The 17,329-nt window shown below is 67.2% G+C and carries 14 protein-coding genes, 1 tRNA gene and 1 pseudogene; 8 read left to right on the plus strand and 8 right to left on the minus strand.

Annotated elements, in window-relative coordinates; genetic code table 11:
* Positions 1 to 37: 37 nt before the first annotated feature.
* The 4 genes from ARGLB_RS01375 to ARGLB_RS01390 form a co-directional block, all read right to left on the minus strand.
* Positions 38 to 643, minus strand: coding sequence for a rhomboid family intramembrane serine protease (locus ARGLB_RS01375; protein WP_003798026.1), 606 nt, complete (start codon positions 641 to 643; stop codon positions 38 to 40).
* 8 nt (positions 644 to 651) lie between these two features.
* The gene (gene ilvA / locus ARGLB_RS01380; RefSeq protein ID WP_003798029.1) at positions 652 to 1,890 is read right to left on the minus strand and encodes a threonine ammonia-lyase; all 1,239 of its coding nucleotides are present in this window, start codon (positions 1,888 to 1,890) and stop codon (positions 652 to 654) included.
* A 3-nt stretch (positions 1,891 to 1,893) separates the two neighbouring features.
* On the minus strand, positions 1,894 to 3,309 hold the full coding sequence (locus ARGLB_RS01385) for an AI-2E family transporter (protein ID WP_003798032.1): 1,416 nt from the start codon (positions 3,307 to 3,309) through the stop codon (positions 1,894 to 1,896).
* An 82-nt stretch (positions 3,310 to 3,391) separates the two neighbouring features.
* Positions 3,392 to 4,387 (minus strand): aldose epimerase family protein, encoded by a 996-nt coding sequence (locus ARGLB_RS01390; protein WP_003798034.1) that lies wholly within the window; start codon positions 4,385 to 4,387, stop codon positions 3,392 to 3,394.
* Positions 4,388 to 4,571: 184 nt separating this feature from the next.
* Between ARGLB_RS01390 and ARGLB_RS01395 the strand changes: the two genes are divergently transcribed.
* Genes ARGLB_RS01395 through ARGLB_RS01410 form a run of 4 tightly spaced genes read left to right on the plus strand, consistent with a single transcriptional unit; the run spans position 4,572 to position 9,136 of the window.
* Complete coding sequence (locus ARGLB_RS01395) at positions 4,572 to 5,516, plus strand: DeoR/GlpR family DNA-binding transcription regulator (protein ID WP_003798035.1); 945 nt, start codon at positions 4,572 to 4,574, stop codon at positions 5,514 to 5,516.
* A complete protein-coding gene (galT, locus tag ARGLB_RS01400) occupies positions 5,513 to 6,706 on the plus strand; it encodes a galactose-1-phosphate uridylyltransferase (protein ID WP_003798037.1) in 1,194 nt (397 codons plus the stop codon). The genes ARGLB_RS01395 and galT overlap by 4 nt, the downstream gene beginning before the upstream one ends.
* Positions 6,703 to 7,860 (plus strand): galactokinase, encoded by a 1,158-nt coding sequence (gene galK, locus ARGLB_RS01405; protein WP_003798039.1) that lies wholly within the window; start codon positions 6,703 to 6,705, stop codon positions 7,858 to 7,860. Before galT ends, galK begins: the two co-directional genes overlap by 4 nt.
* Positions 7,861 to 7,897: 37 nt before the next feature.
* Complete coding sequence (locus ARGLB_RS01410) at positions 7,898 to 9,136, plus strand: acetyl-CoA C-acetyltransferase (RefSeq protein WP_003798040.1); 1,239 nt, start codon at positions 7,898 to 7,900, stop codon at positions 9,134 to 9,136.
* Positions 9,137 to 9,267: 131 nt separating this feature from the next.
* Here ARGLB_RS01410 and ARGLB_RS01415 read toward each other — a convergent pair whose 3' ends face one another.
* The gene (locus ARGLB_RS01415) at positions 9,268 to 10,203 is read right to left on the minus strand and encodes a Bax inhibitor-1/YccA family protein (RefSeq protein ID WP_003798042.1); all 936 of its coding nucleotides are present in this window, start codon (positions 10,201 to 10,203) and stop codon (positions 9,268 to 9,270) included.
* Between the two features lie 348 nt (positions 10,204 to 10,551).
* Here ARGLB_RS01415 and ARGLB_RS01420 point away from each other — a divergent pair, with 348 nt between their 5' ends.
* The 4 genes and pseudogenes from ARGLB_RS01420 (at position 10,552) to ARGLB_RS01435 (ending at position 14,684) form a co-directional block, all read left to right on the plus strand.
* Positions 10,552 to 11,847 carry a branched-chain amino acid ABC transporter permease gene (locus ARGLB_RS01420; protein ID WP_043417658.1) on the plus strand — a complete coding sequence of 432 codons (1,296 nt, stop codon included), beginning with the start codon at positions 10,552 to 10,554 and terminating at the stop codon, positions 11,845 to 11,847.
* A gap of 9 nt (positions 11,848 to 11,856) precedes the next feature.
* A pseudogene (locus ARGLB_RS01425) lies at positions 11,857 to 12,826 on the plus strand (branched-chain amino acid ABC transporter permease).
* Complete coding sequence (locus ARGLB_RS01430) at positions 12,823 to 13,917, plus strand: ABC transporter ATP-binding protein (RefSeq protein WP_003798051.1); 1,095 nt, start codon at positions 12,823 to 12,825, stop codon at positions 13,915 to 13,917. Before ARGLB_RS01425 ends, ARGLB_RS01430 begins: the two are co-directional and overlap by 4 nt.
* Positions 13,914 to 14,684, plus strand: a complete 771-nt coding sequence (locus ARGLB_RS01435; RefSeq protein WP_003798053.1) for an ABC transporter ATP-binding protein — start codon at positions 13,914 to 13,916, stop codon at positions 14,682 to 14,684. The genes ARGLB_RS01430 and ARGLB_RS01435 overlap by 4 nt, the downstream gene beginning before the upstream one ends.
* Before the next feature lie 73 nt (positions 14,685 to 14,757).
* Here ARGLB_RS01435 and ARGLB_RS01440 read toward each other — a convergent pair whose 3' ends face one another.
* The 3 genes from ARGLB_RS01440 to ARGLB_RS01450 all read right to left on the minus strand — a co-directional run bounded on the left by ARGLB_RS01440 (position 14,758) and on the right by ARGLB_RS01450 (position 17,322).
* Positions 14,758 to 16,104, minus strand: a complete 1,347-nt coding sequence (locus ARGLB_RS01440; protein WP_003798054.1) for an ABC transporter substrate-binding protein — start codon at positions 16,102 to 16,104, stop codon at positions 14,758 to 14,760.
* A gap of 173 nt (positions 16,105 to 16,277) precedes the next feature.
* A tRNA-Leu gene (locus ARGLB_RS01445) sits at positions 16,278 to 16,351 on the minus strand.
* A 20-nt stretch (positions 16,352 to 16,371) separates the two neighbouring features.
* Positions 16,372 to 17,322 (minus strand): N-acetyltransferase, encoded by a 951-nt coding sequence (locus tag ARGLB_RS01450; RefSeq protein ID WP_043417635.1) that lies wholly within the window; start codon positions 17,320 to 17,322, stop codon positions 16,372 to 16,374.
* Positions 17,323 to 17,329: the final 7 nt, after the last annotated feature.

The raw sequence follows: 17,329 nt of genomic DNA on the forward strand, positions 1-17,329 counted from the left end.
GCCTTGGTAACGCCTCGCCGACAACGCCGCCCAGGGCTTAGCGGCGGGACGCCCGTGCCCGCAGCACGACGGCGGCCAGGACGCCGCCTGCGGCGCCGCCGAGGTGGGCCTGCCAGGACACGTACCCTGCCACGTTCGGAATGATCCCGAAGAGGATGCTGCCGTAGGCCAGGAAGAGCACCACAGAGAGCAGGATCTGCCACCAGCTGCGGTTGAAGAACCCTCGCACCAGGAGAAACGCGAAGAGACCGAAGACCAGGCCGGACGAACCCACGGTGATCCCGCCGGCGCCAAACATCCAGACGGCCACCCCGGAGCCGAGCCAGCTGCAGGCAACGGCCGTGAGGAACACCCGGATCCCGGACAGAAACACCAGGAACCCGAAGATGATCAGCGGCAGCGCATTGGACATCACGTGGTTGAGGTTGGCGTGCAGCAGCGGGAAGGTGAACACGTCAAGGATGCCGTCGGCGCTTCTGGGCCTGAGCCCGAAGACGCCGTTCAGCGAGTGCACCAGCACCGTGTTGAGCAGCTCGATGGCGAACAGCAGGACAACGAACGATCCCACCACCAGCAGCCCGCCCTTGGCGCGGGCGGCAGCTGTTTCCTTGGTGGCGGGCGCCTCCCCCGGGGTGTCCAGCATTGCGGCCCCTAGTGGACCACGATCGGCTGGAAGCCCTCCGCGCGCAGGGCGCCGAGGACCTGTTCGCCGTGCTCGTGGCCCTTGGTTTCAAGGTTCACCGTGATGGAGACGTCGCCCATGCTGATGGAACCGCCCACGCGCGTGTGGTCAAGGCCGGTCACGTTGGCGTCGTTCTCGGCGATGATGCGGGCGATCGTCGCCAGCGAGCCGGGGCGGTCATCGAGCATCATCCGCACGGTCATGTAGCGGCCGGCGGCGGAAAGGCCGCGCTGAATCACCTTCAACATCAGCATGGGGTCGATGTTGCCGCCGGACAGGACGACGGCGGTGGTTCCCGGGTTCTCGATCTTGCCATCCATGAGGGCAGCCACGCCCACGGCACCGGCGGGCTCCACCACCATCTTGGCGCGTTCCAGCAGGAAGATCAGGGCCCGCGCCAGCGAGTCTTCGCTGACGGTCACCACGTCGTCCACGAGTTCGCGGATGATGCTGAAGGGCAGCTGCCCGGGCCGGCCCACGGCGATGCCGTCGGCCATGGTGGACACCTTTTTGAGCGGCACCAGGGCGTCCGCTGCCAGCGACGGCGGGTAGGCGGCCGCGTTTTCCGCCTGGACGCCGATGATGCGGATTTCGCGGCCGAGTTCCTTCGCGCGGGCCTTGACGGCCACCGCAACTCCGGCGAGCAGCCCGCCGCCGCCGACCCCCATCAGGATGGTGTCGACGTTGGGCACTTGCTCGAGGATCTCCAGGCCCAGGGTGCCCTGGCCGGCCACAACGTCCACGTTGTCGAAGGGGTGGACGAAGACTGCTCCGGTGTCGTCGGCATACCGCTGGGCCTCGGCAAGGGCCTCATCCACGTTGTGCCCGTGCAGGACCACCTCGGCGCCGTGGCTGCGCGTGGCGGCGAGCTTGGGCAGCGCCACGCCGAGCGGCATGTAGATCCGGGCCTTGATGCCCAGGCTCTTGGCCGCGACGGCCACGCCCTGCGCGTGGTTGCCGGCGGAGGCAGCCACCACCCCGCGCTTCTTATCCGATTCGGAGAGGCGCGCCATCCGCACGTAGGCGCCGCGCACCTTGAAGGAGCCTGCACGCTGCAGGTTCTCGCATTTGAAGTAGACCTCGCCGCCCACCATGGCGCCCAGGGCCCGGGATGACTCCACCGGGGTCCGCGCAATAATCCCGTCCAGCAGCTTCTGCGCCTCAAGGACATCGTCCAGCGTGACGGGAAGGCTTTCGGGGGTGTTCACGAACTATTCTCCTTTGGGTGATTCGACGTCGGCACCGGGGGCGGCGTTGCCGCCCGGGGCGCCGTGTGCAGTGCCGGCAGGTTTGCCGTGGCCGGAATGCGAGCCCGGCAGCCGGACGTCCCTGAAGGTGTTGTCCTCATCGGCAGAGCCCAGGTCTGCAGTACCCGCGGCGGCCGGCACAAGTTCATGTTCCCACGTTCTGGCAGCAATATACCGAATCGCCGAGTTTGCTACGGCCAGGATGGGGACCGAGAACAGCGCCCCGGGGATGCCTGCGAGGTAGGAACCGGCGGCAACGGACATGATCACGGCCACCGGATGCAGGGCCACAGCCTTGCCCATGACCAGCGGCTGAAGGATATGGCTTTCCAGCTGCTGCACCAGCAGCACGATGCCCAGCATGATCAGGGCGTTGACCGGGCCGTTGGCCACCAGGGCCAGCAGCACCGCGATGGCGCCCGTCACGAGCGCACCGACCACTGGGATGAAGGAACCGATGAACACCAGCACGGCCAGCGGCAAGGCCAGCGGAACTCCGATGATCGCCGCGCCGACGCCGATGCCCACGGCGTCCACGAAAGCCACGAACATCTGGATCCGCGCGTAGCTGACCATGGACGCCCACCCGCGCCGGCCGGCGCCGTCGGCGGGGATCCGCGCCTGCCGCGGCAGGAGCCGGACCAGGAAGGACCAGATGCGGCTGCCTTCGAGGAGGAAGAAGATCAGGATGAACAGAGCCAGGATCAGCCCCGCCGCGAAGTGGCCTGCGGTGCTCCCGAACGACAGGGCGCCGCTCAGGATACTGCTGCTGTTGTTCTGCAGCGCGGCCGTGGCCTCCTGGATGTACTGGTCGATCTGGGCGGCGGTCAGGTGCAGCGGGCCCTCGGCCAGCCAGTCCTGGACCTGCTGGACACCTGTCAGCGCCTCGCTCCACAGCTCCTGGAAACCGAGGGCCAACTGCCGGCCGACGAGGGCCAGGGAACCGGCGATGAGTCCGATGAAGCCCAGGACGGTGATGGCGACGGCGGCCCCGTTGGGCACGCGCGACTCCCGCAGCCACTTCACCACGGGGCTCAGCAGGCCGGCCAGCAGCGCAGCGACCATAACGGGAATGATGAGGAAGCTGACCTTGGCCAGCAGCCAGACCAGGGCCCCGATGACCAGCAGGATCAGCCCCAGCCGCCAGGCCCATGCCGCCGCAATGCGCACCCCGTAGGGAATGTCCTGTTCAAGGTCACGGTCCGTCCGGATGCGCCGGGGCTCCAGGCGTTCGAATGGAGCGCGCCCGGAGGGCCGGCCCGCGTTTGCGGTGCTCGCCCTGCCGGCGGCGCTGGCGCTGCCTGCCGGGCTGGCGCTGGCACTCGCCCTGGCGCTCGTGTTGGCGGCGTCGTCTGGTGTGGCGTCCTTTGCTGGCGTCATAGCCCAATACTTCCCTAGCCGCCCTGCTATGGGAAACGCGCCACGGCCCGACTGTGCACTGCCCTGGCCGGCTACTGCCTGGTCAGGCCCCGGCGAGGTCGGCGCGGATGCCCCAGGTGATGGTGAACGAGTCCCCGGGCGCCAGCCAGCGGAGGCTGTCCCCCGAGTTAAAGGCATTCGCCGGCCCTGTCATCGGTTCCAGTGCCACAGCCGCCGCCCGGCCCGGGTAGATGCGGCTGACAAACACGTGGACGAACGGGCAGGTCTCGTCCTGCCACAGGCTGACGCTGCGGCCGTCCGGCGCGGTCAGCGTGTGACGGGCGATCCCGCCGTCGAACGCCAGATCGGTCAGGGCGGCGTCGAGATCCAGGTCCCCCACCGTCCTCCCCCGCCGCAGGTCGCTGTCCGCCGAGACGGGTGCGGAGCTGCGCGGGATGAGCCGCTCGTCCGCCACCAGCCGCGTTGCGGCATTGACAGTCAGCGTGAGCTCCTCGGAGGGCACGTCGCCGATCCGGAGGTATGGGTGCGCCCCGAGCACGAAGGGCGCCTCGGTCTCGGAATCGTTGACCAGCGTTTGCCGCACCTCCAGGCCCAGGTCCTCGGCCAAGGAGTACTCCACACGGTGCCGCACGAGGAAGGGGTAGCCGTGCTGGGGGAACACCGGAGCCTCGAGCGTCACGGCAAATTCGGATTCCGCGACCAGGGAGTATGCCGCGTTGCGCAGGAGCCCGTGGCTTGCGTTGTTTTTGGAAACCTCGGTGATGTCCAACTGCTGCTTCTTGCCGTTCAGGTGCCAGACGCCGTCTTCCACCCTGTTCGCCCAGGGCGCCAGGGTTATCCCGGTGGCGCCGGGCGGAATGTCGGAATCCCCGTAGGACTCCGTCAGCTGGACGTTCCCGCGGCCGTACCAGCGCAGCCCGGCAGCGAGCTCGGTGACCACGGCGAGCGCGTCACCACGCCTGAGCTCGTACTGCCTGCCCGTGGCGTAGCGCCTCGAAGTCGTTGGGGAATCACTCGCCGTCGGGGCATGGCTGCCCGTGGTGGAATGGCTGGTTTCGGAAGTCGCGCCGGAAGTCATGGACCTACGGTACAACGCGCGCACCAGCCTGCGTGCAACCGCCGACGGGGACCAATGTTTGTTATTATTTGTTAGAAAGTATTTGTTTTTGATCGCTTTGTGCCACAATAGGAGCAGCCACAAACAGTGACCGGGCCCACAGGGCCTGAGCCCGCACTCAGTCCGCGAGGAAAGGAGGAGCAACATGCTCGCAACACAGCGGCAGCACCTCATCCTCCAGGAACTCGATGCCGAAGGCACGGTCCGCGTCGCGGCACTCGCGGACCTGCTCCGTGTCTCCGAGATGACCGTCCGGCGCGACATCGATGCGCTCGATGCCGAAGGCCTGCTGCTGCGGGTTCACGGCGGTGCCACACGCCCTGCCGCGTTCAGCGCCGTCGAACCGGGCTTCGGCGCAAAGTCGGCCCGGGAAGCAGACGCGAAACGGGCCATCGCGGCGGAGGCCCTCATGCTGCTCCGGCCCGGCATGACCCTGCTGGTTTCCGGCGGCACCACCACCCACGAGCTGGCGCGGCTGCTCCCCCGGGATCTCGGGCTCACGGTGGCCACCAACTCCCTCATGGCAGCCAGCGCGCTGGCGGCAGCCGGTGACGGCGGCATCCGCACCGTGGTCCTGGGCGGCCAGCGCACACCGTCCGAGGCCCTTGTCGGCCCGGTCACGGTGCACGCCCTGGACAACCTGCACGCCGACCTCTGCTTCATGGGCGTGCACGGCTTCGACCCCACGGCCGGCATCACCTCGCCAAACCTCCTCGAGTCCGAGGTCAGCGCCGCCATGATCGCGGCATCGGACCAGCTGGCAGTACTCGCCGACGCCACCAAGTACGGGACCATGGGTCTGGCCGGGATCGCTCCGCTGTCCGCCGTCGGCACCCTCATCACCGACGACCGGATCAGCACAGGCCCCGCCGGCCCTGCCGCCGAGGAGCTGCTCCGGCAGTCCGTCGGCGAACTGCGGCTGGCACACATACCCCCGGCCTCCCAACCAGGTAGCAGCTCAGGGCGTTCCCACGGCTGGGAGCCCCCTGAAGTGCTACCTAGTTGGGACCACGACCCCCTTCCCGACCGCCCCACCAGCCTCCCGGACGGCCAGACGCCGGCTACCGCGTTCAAAGGAAATGACGCATGACCCATATCACCAGCACCCACCTCGCCGACGGCCGCGAATTGCTCTACTTCGACGACGCCGGCTCGCCCCGCCCGCGGTCGGTGGAGCTCACCCAGGACCGCCGGGATCTCCCGGCCCGCGGGGAGCCCGGCGAAGTCCGGTATGACGCACTGACCGGCGAATGGGTTGCAGTGGCCGCGCACCGGCAGACGCGCACCCACCTGCCGCCGGCGGACCAGTGCCCCATCTGCCCCACCACAGACGCCAACCCGTCGGAGATCCCCGCGCCGGACTACGACGTCGTCGTGTTCGAGAACCGATTCCCCTCCCTGGGCCCGGCCCTTGGCCCGGTCCCCGCCAGCCCGGGCTGGGGAACCACGGGCCCGGCCTTCGGGCGCTGCGAGGTGGTCACCTTCACCCCGGAACACACGGGATCGTTCAGCGGCCTGAGCGAAACCCGTGCCCGCACAGTGGTGGAGGCCTGGTCGCACCGGACGGCCGCCCTCAGCGCGCTGCCCGGCATCAAGCAGGTTTTCCCGTTCGAGAACCGTGGCGCGGACATCGGCGTCACCCTGCACCACCCGCACGGCCAGATCTACGCCTACCCCTATGTCACGCCGCGCGCCGCCGTCATGGGCTCAGCCGCGCGCAGGTTTTATGACGACGCCGATGGGCGGCAAACACTGACAGGCTCGCTGCTGCGCGCCGAACGGGAGGACGGCAGCCGGATGGTGCTGGAAAGCGACAGCTTCAGTGCCTACGTTCCGTTCGCCGCCCGGTGGCCGCTGGAGATCCACCTCGTACCGCACCGCCAGGTCCCGGATCTGGCGGGGCTGACCGGGGAGGAGAAGGACGAACTGGCCCACGTCTACCTCGACCTGCTCAAGCGCCTCGACGCCCTCTACCCCACCCCGACGCCCTACATTTCGGCCTGGCACCAGGCCCCGGTGGATGACCTGCTGCGCCCCGCAAGCTACCTCCACCTGCAGCTGACCTCCCCGCGCCGGGCGGCGGACAAGCTCAAGTTCCTGGCCGGCTCCGAGGCGGCCATGGGCGCCTTCATCAACGACACCACCCCCGAACAGGTGGCAGAGCGGCTCCGCTCGGTCACCGTTCCGGCATCCCCGGCCGAGGCGCTCGCTCCGGCCGCGCCCGGCCTTATCGAACAAGGCGTTACCGAACCAGACCTCATCGAAGGAGCCCACGCATGACCGCCCCCGCCACCACCGACCTCGAGGCCCGGTTCCATGCCGCATTCGGCCGCCAGCCCGACGGCGTGTGGCAGGCTCCCGGCCGGGTCAACCTGATCGGCGAGCACACAGACTACAACGAGGGCTTCGTGCTGCCTTTCGCCATCGACCGGACCGCCCGGGTGGCCGTGGGGGTCCGCCCCGATTCCACCATCCGGCTGCTCTCCACCTACGGCGACCAGGGAATCACGACGGCGGACACAGCTTCGCTGCAGCCCGGGACAGCCAAGGGCTGGACCAAGTATCCGCTGGGCGTCATTTGGTCCCTGCAGCAGCGCGGCATCGACGTCCCGGGCCTGGACCTGCTGCTGGACTCCGACGTGCCCCTCGGCGCCGGGCTGTCCTCTTCGCACGCCATTGAGTGCGCCGCGATCTCGGCACTCAACGACCTCACTGGAGCAGGCATGGGCCCGGAGGACATGGTCCTGGCCACCCAGCGTGCGGAGAACGACTTTGTCGGCGCACCCACGGGCATCATGGACCAGTCAGCCTCGCTGCGCGGTTCCAAGGGCCACGCCGTGTTCCTGGACTGCCGGGACCAGAGTGTCCAACTGGTTCCCTTCGAGGCCGAGGCGGCCGGCCTGGTCCTGCTGGTCATCGACACCAAGGTGTCCCATTCCCATGCCGACGGCGGCTACGCTTCCCGCCGGGCGTCCTGCGAACTGGGCGCCGAGGTGCTGGGCGTCAAGGCGCTCCGGGACGTCACGCCCGGTGATCTGGAGGAGGCCAGCGGCCTGCTGGACGAGGTCACGTTCCGCCGCGTGCGGCACGTGGTCACCGAGAACGACCGCGTGCTGCAGACCGTGGAACTCCTCGGGCAACAGGGCCCGTCGGCGATCGGCGCCCTGCTCGACGCCAGCCATGCGTCCATGCGCGACGACTTTGAGATCTCGTGCGCCGAACTGGATCTCGCCGCCGATACCTCCCGGGCCAACGGCGCCATCGGCGCCCGGATGACCGGCGGCGGTTTTGGCGGCGCCGCCATCGCACTGACCCCGGCGAGCGAGGAGCAGCAGGTGCGTACCGCCGTCGTACGGGCCTTCGCGGAGGCGGGGTACACCGCGCCGGACATCTTCACTGTCACCCCGGCCGCCGGGGCGATGCGGCTGGTGTAGCTGCTGCTACACCCTGGTCGGGGCGTAGGCTGGTCGCATGCCTGAAGCAGTCATTGTTTCAACCGCCAGGAGCCCGATCGGCCGCGCTTTCAAAGGGTCGCTGAAGGACGAGCGGCCGGACGACCTGGCGGCGGCGATGGTCAGCGCAGCGCTGGCCAAACTGCCGGCGTTCGACCCCACCGGAGACAGCGGGCCGGGCCTGGACGACCTGTACCTCGGGTGCGCCGAACCGAGCGGCGAAGCGGGCTCTAACATGGCCCGTGTCGTCACCATCCTCACGGGCCTGGACAACGTGCCCGCCGCCACCGTCAACAGGTTCTGCGCCTCGAGCCTGCAGACCCTCCGGATGGCCTTCCACGCCATCCGGGCGGGCGAGGGCCAGGCGTTCGTGGCGGCCGGCGTCGAAGCCGTGTCGCGCTACCAGGACTGGGCCGGGGCCGGCGAAACCGGGGCCCGGAACCACAACCCGCTGTTCGAGCCGGCCCGCCAGCGCACGGCCGCGCGGGCCGAGTCGAACACGCCCTGGACGGATCCGCGGCTGGGCGGCCGCATGCCGGACATCTATATCGCCATGGGCCAGACCGCCGAGAACGTGGCCACTTCCTACGGCGTCAGCCGTGCGGACCAGGACGAATGGGCCGTGCTGAGCCAGAGCCGGGCCGAGGCCGCGATCGCCTCGGGCTTCTATGCCCGCGAGATCACGCCGTATGAGCGGCGCGACGGCACGGTGGTGGACCGGGACGATTCACCGCGGCCGGGTGTGACCCTCGACGCCGTCAGTGCCCTGCAGCCGGTCTTCCGCCGGGAGGGAACCGTCACGGCAGGCAATGCGTGCCCGCTCAATGACGGTGCCGCCGCCCTGGTGGTCATGAGCTACGACCTGGCCAGGGACCTGGGGCTGGAGCCGCTGGCCCGGATCGTCTCCACCGCGGCCACAGCCTTGTCCCCCGAGCTGATGGGGATGGGGCCGGTGGAAGCCTCACGGCAGGCGCTGGCCCGCGCGCGCCTGGACATGCGGGACATCGACCTTGTGGAGCTCAACGAGGCCTTCGCCGTGCAGGTGGTGGCCAGCGCCCGCGAGCTGAAAATCGACCCCGCGAGGCTCAACGTCCACGGCGGTGCCATCGCCCTCGGCCATCCGTTCGGCATGACCGGGGCCCGCATGACCACCACGCTGCTCAATGGCCTGCGCGAGACGGACGGAACGATGGGCCTCGCCACCCTCTGCGTCGGCGGCGGGCAGGGCATGGCCGTGGTGCTGGAGCGCCTCACCTAGCCGCCCGCTTGGAGTTTTTGTCCAAAACTCCAGCCTTAAACGCGGGAGTGGGCCCCGCCGGTTGGCGGGGCCCACTCCCTTATGAACGTACGACGATTGAAACGTACGACGGCGGTCTGCCGGCTTAGGCGTTAGTCGTCGCCTCGGAGGATGGCCAGCAGACGGATGATTTCCACGTACAGCCACACGAGCGTGACGGTCAGGCCGAAGGCGGCGGTCCAGGAGAAGCGCTCCGGCGCTCCGCTGCGGACGCCCGCCTCGATGCTGGTGAAGTCCATGATTAGCGAGAAGGCAGCGAGGCCGATCGCGAGCAGGCCGATGAAGACGCCCAGCGGAATGCCTGCGATCTCCATGCTCGTGCGCAGGCCGAACGGGGAGTCCACCGCGCCGGTCCACATCATGACCATATTGATCAGGGCGAAGACCGCGTAGCCGATGGTGGCAATCATGAAGAAGCGCATCGCCTTGGGGGTGGCACGGACCTTGCCGCTCTTGAAGAGCACCAGGGTCACGGCGAAGACCGACAGCGTGCCGATGACCGCCTGCAGGCCGACGCCCGGGTACATGCCGTCAAGGATGCGGGTCAGGCCGCCGAGGAACAGGCCCTCGAGGGCTGCATAGGCCAGGATGAGGGCCGGCGACGGCTGCTTCTTGAACGTGTTGACGAGGGCCAGCACAAAGCCGCCCAGCGCGCCGACGATCATCAGCAGGCTGGCCAGGGGCAGCGCCACGACCAGCGTGACGGCGGCGCCGGCCGCCACGGCCGCGAGACAGATGGCGGTCTTGACGATGACGTCGTCGAAGGTCATCCGCCCGGTTTCGGACGGCCCGGCGGCAGGCCGGTGGTACATCTGCTGCAGCTGGTCGTTGGACATGTTCTGCTGCTGTGACATCCAGCCGGACTGTGCATCCATGACCTGGCCCGGGGCGCGGCCCTGGCCGTACGCCGGCTGGCCGAACTGGTTCTGACCGAAGTTGTTGTGGCCGTACGCCTGCGGGACAGGCGGTGCCTGGGTGGCTCCACGGAAATTCTTTCCGTTGAAGATCGGGTTTCCGCCAAGTGCCATTGCGGGTGTCCTCCATGTATGGGGTCGGGTGATGAATCTACTGGTCACGCTATCAATTTCCACGGACCAGCGGCACGGAAAGTTCCTGCTGGTGACGCGGGATTTCAGTTGTTACCGGATCGCTATCTGATGGCCAGCTCCGCCCACGCGGTTTGTACTGCTTGCGCTGTACGATAAGCGGGTCAGGGTGACGGATATCACAGCTAGTCAATACCCGCTCCACCAGCAATGATATCCGGCGCCCTCCGTTCGCAGCGGCTGCAATGAGGCAGCCGCAACCACCCCCACGTGGAGGTTTTCAATTTGAGACGCACACCGAGAGGGCTGCCTATCCGGCGGCCGGCCGGGCTGCTGAAGGTTTGGGGGGCCATTGCCTCCGCCGTCGTGGCACTTCTGCTGGTCGCAGCGCCGGCATCGCAGGCAGGCACGCCAGCTCCGACACCACCCCCGTCGAACCAGCAGTTCCAGGACACCATCAGCGGCTTCCTCCGCGACGATACACGGCGCCCCATCGAAGGCGTCAAGATCACCGCCAAGAGCGGGACCTTCACCGGGGAGGCAACCTCGGGCGCCAACGGGTCCTGGCGGATCGGCGTTCCCAGCCAGGGGACCTACGAGATCCAGCTGGACGAATCCACGCTTCCGGAAGGCATCAAGCTCGCCGAAGGCCAGTCGAATCCCCGGACCGTCACGTTCAGCCAGACGTCAAACCTCTCCGTCATCTTCGCGTTCGGCAAAGGCATCGTTGTGCAGCAGCAGGACTTCGGCCAGAACCTGCTCAACAGGCTCGTGGCCGGCCTTAGCTTCGGCCTTTTGCTCGCCCTCGCTTCAGTGGGCCTGTCCCTGATCTTCGGCACCACCGGGCTCACCAACTTCGCGCACGGCGAGATGGTGACCCTGGGCGCCGTGCTGGTCTTCGGGTTCAGCGCCATGAACTTGCCCTTCTGGCTGGCCATCATCCTGGCCCTGCTCGGCGGCGGACTCTTCGGCTACGCGCAGGACGCCGGGCTTTGGCGGCCGCTGCGCCGCCGCGGCACCGGCCTGGTGCCCATGATGATTGTCAGCATCGGTCTGGCCCTGGCGGTCCGCTACATCATCCAGTTCTACTTCGGCGGAGCCACGCAGCAGCTGCCGTTCGCGCAGAGCGCGGAAGTCCAGCTCGGCCCGGTCTCCATCTCCCCCAACAACCTGTGGTCCCTGGTCATCAGCGCCGTCGTCATCGCCCTCATCGGCATGGTGCTGCTGAAGACGCGGCTGGGCAAGGCCACCCGGGCCGTGGCCGACAACCCCGCGCTGGCCGCCGCCTCCGGAATCGACGTCGACGGCGTCATCCGCCTGGTCTGGATCACGGGCGGCATGCTGGCCTCACTCGGCGGCATCCTCTGGGCTTATTACCGCCCGGGCGTCACGTTCGACATGGGCTCGCAGATCCTGCTGCTCATCTTCGCCGGCGTGACCCTCGGCGGCCTCGGCACCGTCTTCGGCGCCCTGGTCGGATCCATCATCGTCGGCATCTTCGTCGAACTGACCACCGTGTTCGGCCTCGCGGCCGACCTCAAATACGTGGGAGCACTCTTCATCATGATCGTTGTCCTCTTGTTCCGGCCCCAGGGCATCCTGGGCCGCCGCGAGCGCGTGGGTTAGGAGACAGCCATGGACTTCGGATTCATCCTCTCCAGCGCAGCCAGTGAAATTTTCAGTCCGACGACGGCGGCGTACGCACTTGCCGCGCTCGGCCTCGCCGTGCACTTCGGCTACTCGGGCCTGCTGAACTTCGGCCAGGCCGGCTTCATGGCGGTCGGGGCCTACGGCTTCGCCATCTCCACACTCACCTTCCGGGTGCCCTTCTTTATCGGCCTCCTGATCGCCGTCATCTGTTCCGTGCTTTTTGCACTGGTGCTGGGCATTCCCACCCTCCGTCTACGGGCGGACTACCTTGGCCATCGTCACCATCGCGGCGGCGGAAATCGTCCGCTACGTCGTCACCACCAACCAGCTCACGTCCGTGACCGGTTCGGCCAACGGGCTCGCCGCCTTCGAGGGCGGATTCTACTCGATGAACCCCTTCCCGGAGGGCTCCTACTTCGGTATGAACAACCGTGACTTCTTCATCCGGGTGGTCGGCTGGGGACTCGTGGCCATCGGCTGCGTGCTCGTCTGGCTCCTCATGCGCAGCCCCTGGGGCCGCGTGCTGAAAGGCATCCGCGAGGACGAGAACGCGGTCCGCTCACTCGGCAAGAACGTCTACGCCCACAAGATGCAGGCGCTGGTGATCGGCGGCACCTTCGGCGCACTGGCCGGGATGATCTTCACGCTCCCGCGCGGCGCCGTGCAGCCCGCCAACTACGGCACCGAGCTGACATTCTTCCTGTGGACCTGCCTCCTGCTGGGCGGCATGGCCACGGTCCTGGGGCCGGTGATCGGCGCCATGATCTTCTGGGTAGTCCTGTCCCTCACGCAGGGCGTCCTGTACGGGCTGATCGAATCCGGCGCGGTGACCTGGCTGACCACTGTCCAGGCCGGCCAGCTGCGCTACATCCTGGTGGGCATCGCCCTGATGCTGCTGATGATTTTCAGGCCGCAGGGTGTCTTCGGCAATAAGAAGGAGCTGGCGTTCGCATGAGCAAGCACAGCGAAGAATCAATGGAAGCGGGCGTCGACTACATGACAGACGCCCGGCCGATCGCCGTCGGGGACAACACCCCCGGCTGCAAGAAGCGGGATGCGATCGTCGTCGCCGAAAACGTCACCCGCAGCTTCGGCGGCATCAACGCCGTCGACGTCGAATACCTGGAAATCCCGCGGCACAAGATCACCGCCCTGATCGGCCCCAACGGGGCCGGCAAGACCACCCTGTTCAACCTGCTCACCGGCTTTGACACACCGAACTCCGGCAAGTGGCAGTTCGAGGGCCAGAGCATCGCCGGGGTGTCCTCCTACAAGGTGGCCCGGATGGGGATGGTGCGCACGTTCCAGCTCACCAAGGTCATGGGCAAGCTGACCGTCATGGAAAACATGCGGCTCGGCGCGTCCAACCAGCCGGGCGAGAGGCTGTCCAAGGCCCTGTTCAAGAACATCTGGGGCGGCCGCGAAAAGGAAATCACCGAGCACGCCAACGTCCTGCTGGAGAAGTTCAAGCTCGACACCAAGAAGGACGACTACGCGGCGTCGCTGTCCGGCGGCCAGCGCAAACTGCTGGAAATGGCCCGCTCCCTGATGGTCCGGCCCAAGCTGGTGATGCTGGATGAACCGATGGCAGGGGTCAACCCGGCACTGACGCAATCGTTGCTGGATCACATCAAGAACCTTAAGTCCGAGGGCATGACCGTCCTCTTCGTGGAACACGACATGCATATGGTCCGGCACATCGCGGACTGGGTGGTGGTCATGGCCGAGGGCAAGATCGTGGCCGAGGGACCCCCGGTCGATGTCATGAAGGACCCCGCCGTCATCGACGCCTATCTGGGCGCCCACCATGACGTCGATCTCGGCGACACCGAGGGCATCAAGGCGCTTGAGCAGGAACTCGCGGCAGACGAGGAATCGATCGTCGGTACCGAGGACGCGGGCATCATCGCGGTGGACATCGTGGCGCCCACGATCACCGAAGCAGGCCCGGTCACCAAAGCCGCCCCGGATACCCGACGCACAGACGACGGACGGACAGACGCCGGATCCACAGCTGTCGGCCAGCCAGAAAAGGACAAGGAATGAGTGCCACGAGCGCGGCCCCGGCCGCAAGCAACGCAGCCGCGGACGGCGCCGTCGTCAAGGTCACCGATCTGGTGGCCGGCTACCTTCCCGGCGTCAACATCCTCAACGGGTGCAGCATCGAGGCCCGGAAGGGCGAACTGATTGGCATCATCGGCCCGAACGGGGCCGGCAAGTCCACACTGCTGAAAGCCATGTTCGGCCTGGTGAAGGTGCACTCCGGATCCGTGGTGGTCAGGGGCCAGGACCTCACAGGGCTCAAGGCGAACAAACTGGTGACCCAGGGCGTTGGTTTCGTGCCCCAGACCAACAACGTCTTCTCCACCCTCACCATTGAGGAAAACCTGCAGATGGGCATGTTCCAGCGGCCCAAGGACTTCGCGGAGCGCTTCGACTTCGTCACCAGCCTTTTCCCGGAACTGGGTAAACGCAGGGCGCAGCGTGCGGGCTCGCTGTCCGGAGGCGAGCGGCAGATGGTGGCCATGGGGCGGGCCCTGATGATGGAGCCGGCAGTGCTGCTGCTGGACGAACCCTCGGCGGGCCTCTCCCCCGTCAAGCAGGATGAGACCTTCCTGCGCGTGCACGAGATCAACCGTGCCGGGGTGTCCGTCATCATGGTGGAACAGAACGCCCGCCGCTGCCTTCAGATCTGCGACCGCGGCTACGTCCTGGACCAGGGCAGGGATGCCTACACCGGCACGGGCCGTGAGCTCATGAAGGACCCGAAGGTCATCCAGCTGTACCTCGGCACGCTGGCCGACGAGGACTAACTGCCCCACAGAAGACACACAGAAGCCCCCGTCCGGCCGGACGGGGGCTTCTGTTGTGCGGCGGGAAGGCGGCTTACAGCTTGCCGAATTCCTCCCGGGCCGGCGTGTACTTGTTGTCGTCCTGGTACTCGTAGATGCCAATGGAGGCTTCCGTCGGGTCACCGGCGTCGGAGAAGGTCACCGGGCCGGACTCGCCGTCGTAGTCGATGTCCTTGCCGTTGCGGAGCAGCGTGACGCAGGACGCGAAGTCCGTGCACTTCTCGCCGCCCTCGGAAACTGCCTTGAGCTGCTTGGCGATCTCCGTGCCCTTCGTGCTCTTGGCGGCCTCCGCTGCCAGCGAGATCAGGTTGACGGCGTCGTAGGACTCACCGGCGTAGCTGTAGTCCTTCAAGGCGGGGTCGATGGCGAGGAGCTTCTTCTTGAAGTCCTCCTTGGCGAAGGTGCCGGGGATGGTTCCCTGTGCGCCCTTCAGCGTGCCGGGCTTGAAGTCCTTGCTGTAGTCGGACGTGTTGCCGTCCACCATGAACAGCTGCGTCGCCTTGATGCCCTTGCCCGTGATCAGCGGGACGATGCTCTTGGCCTGGTCAAAAGTGATCAGTGCAATGGCATCCGGCTTGGCGGCGATGACCTTGTCCACCTGGCTGCTGAACTGCGAGTCGCCCTCGTTGAAGAGCTCCTCGGCCACAACCTGGCCACCGGCCGCTTCAAACGCGGACTTGACGTTCTTGGCCAGGCCCGTGCCGTAGGCGTCGTTCAGGACGATCATGCCTACCGTCTGGGCGCCACAGGTTGCCATGTAGTTGCCCAGCACCTTGCCTTGCAGCACGTCCGAAGGAGCCGTGCGCCAGTACAGGCCCTTGTCATCCCAGGTGGTGAAGTCCGGCGAGGTGTTTGCCGGGGAGAACTGGATGACGCCCGCTCCGGTGATCTGGTTGATCACGGTCTTGGACACACCCGAGGAGGCCGCACCGATGATGGCGCTGACACCCTGGCCGAGGAGCGCTGTGGTGGACTGGGTGGCGATGTCGGTCTTGGTGTCGCCGGAGTCACGGTGCGTGATCGAAACCGGCTTGCCGAGCACGCCGCCGGCGTCGTTGACTTCCTTGATGCCGAGGTTAACGCCGGCAATTTCGGGCGGGCCGAGGAACGCCAGCGACCCCGTCGTCGGCAGGAGCGATCCAAGTTTCAGCGGTGTGGGGGTGGTGGTGGTTGCTGCCGGCACGCCGCCGGTCTCCGTGGTGGTGCTGGTTGCCCCGGCCGTGGCACTGGGGGCAGGGCACGCGATGCCGCCTGCCGCTGCGGAGGATTCGGTCGCGCTTGGGGTGGAACCGCCACCACAAGCCGTGGCCAGAAGGGCGACGCCGATGCTAAGCGCTGTGAGCTTAGCGACCCTTGGCGCCGTCTGGGGGAGTGAAATCATTTAGAGTCTCCTCGATCGAAAGGTGCGAACGGCCTTTGATGCGATTTTTGGTCAGGGGTTCCTGAGCTAAGTTCAAGCTAATCCAATTCGAGCGTGAACATAAGTGACTAAGGTCACATCCTCATAACACTCGTTGCATATTGGAACACCGGCGACGTGGCGGAGCAAAGTTGTACCCCAGGTGGGACTCGAACCCACAACACGCGGATTTTAAGTCCGCTGCCTCTGCCAATTGGGCTACTGGGGCGCCCGGTCAATCGTATCGCCTCAGACGGCGGCCAATGGCCCCGCGTACCGGAATGTGCCGTGGACCCCGCCGGGCCACAGGGCGAGGGGCAGCAGTTGGAAATGGTCGCCCCAGTTCTTGTCCGGCGCCTCGACGCCCAGGGACGCCGCCGGAACGAAGCCGAAGCGCGGGTAGTACTCGGTGCTTCCGAGCAGCGCGATGCCCTTCTCCCCCGCAGCATTGGCACGGACGACGGTTTCGCGCATCAGCGCCGAGCCGATGCCATGGCGCTGCAGCCGGGGCGTCACGCAGATGGGCCCGAGCCCCAGCAGCTCAAGGTCATCCACCCACGCACGGGTGCTGATCACGTGGCCGACGATTTCGCCGTCGAGTTCGGCGACGATGCTGAACTCCGGCAGGTATTCCTCGGCGACAAGCAGCTCGCGGAGCACTTTGACCTCAACCGGCTCCCCCGCCACGGGCAGGCCGGTGACCGGCGAAACGGCGAACGCATCGGCGGTCAGGGCGAGGAGGGCGTCGCGGTCCCCGGGCTGTTCGCTGCGCAGGACCACTTCCCGCACCGGTTCGGGCTCGGCGGCGTTGGCGGCTGAGAGGCCGGCCAGGACCTCCAGCGCCCGCGCCGCATCAGCCACCGGCACCAGGAGATGGTCGTGGTGGAAGCCGGCCAGAACGTTGCAGCTGATCCGGGCCTGGGTCAGTGCCCTGCTGACGGCCGCGGTCAGGCCCACCGCCTCCAGGGCCGAGTGGACCTCGAGGGTGATCCAGGCGGCCACGAAATCGTAAGGCAGGTCCAGCGCGTCCGCTTCGGCCCGGGGCAGGACCACCGTGAGCCCTTCGGCCTCCCGGACGGCGGCCTCGATGTGCCCCGCCAGCGGCTTGCCGTGCGGCCAGAGCACATAGACGTACTCCCCCTCCCTGAGCACCGGACGCATCGAGGCAAGGAGAGTTTGGAGGTTCTTTTCACCCGTCATGCAGCCA

Origin of the sequence: Arthrobacter globiformis NBRC 12137 (genome assembly GCF_000238915.1) — a bacterium.
Taxonomy (GTDB): domain Bacteria; phylum Actinomycetota; class Actinomycetes; order Actinomycetales; family Micrococcaceae; genus Arthrobacter; species Arthrobacter globiformis.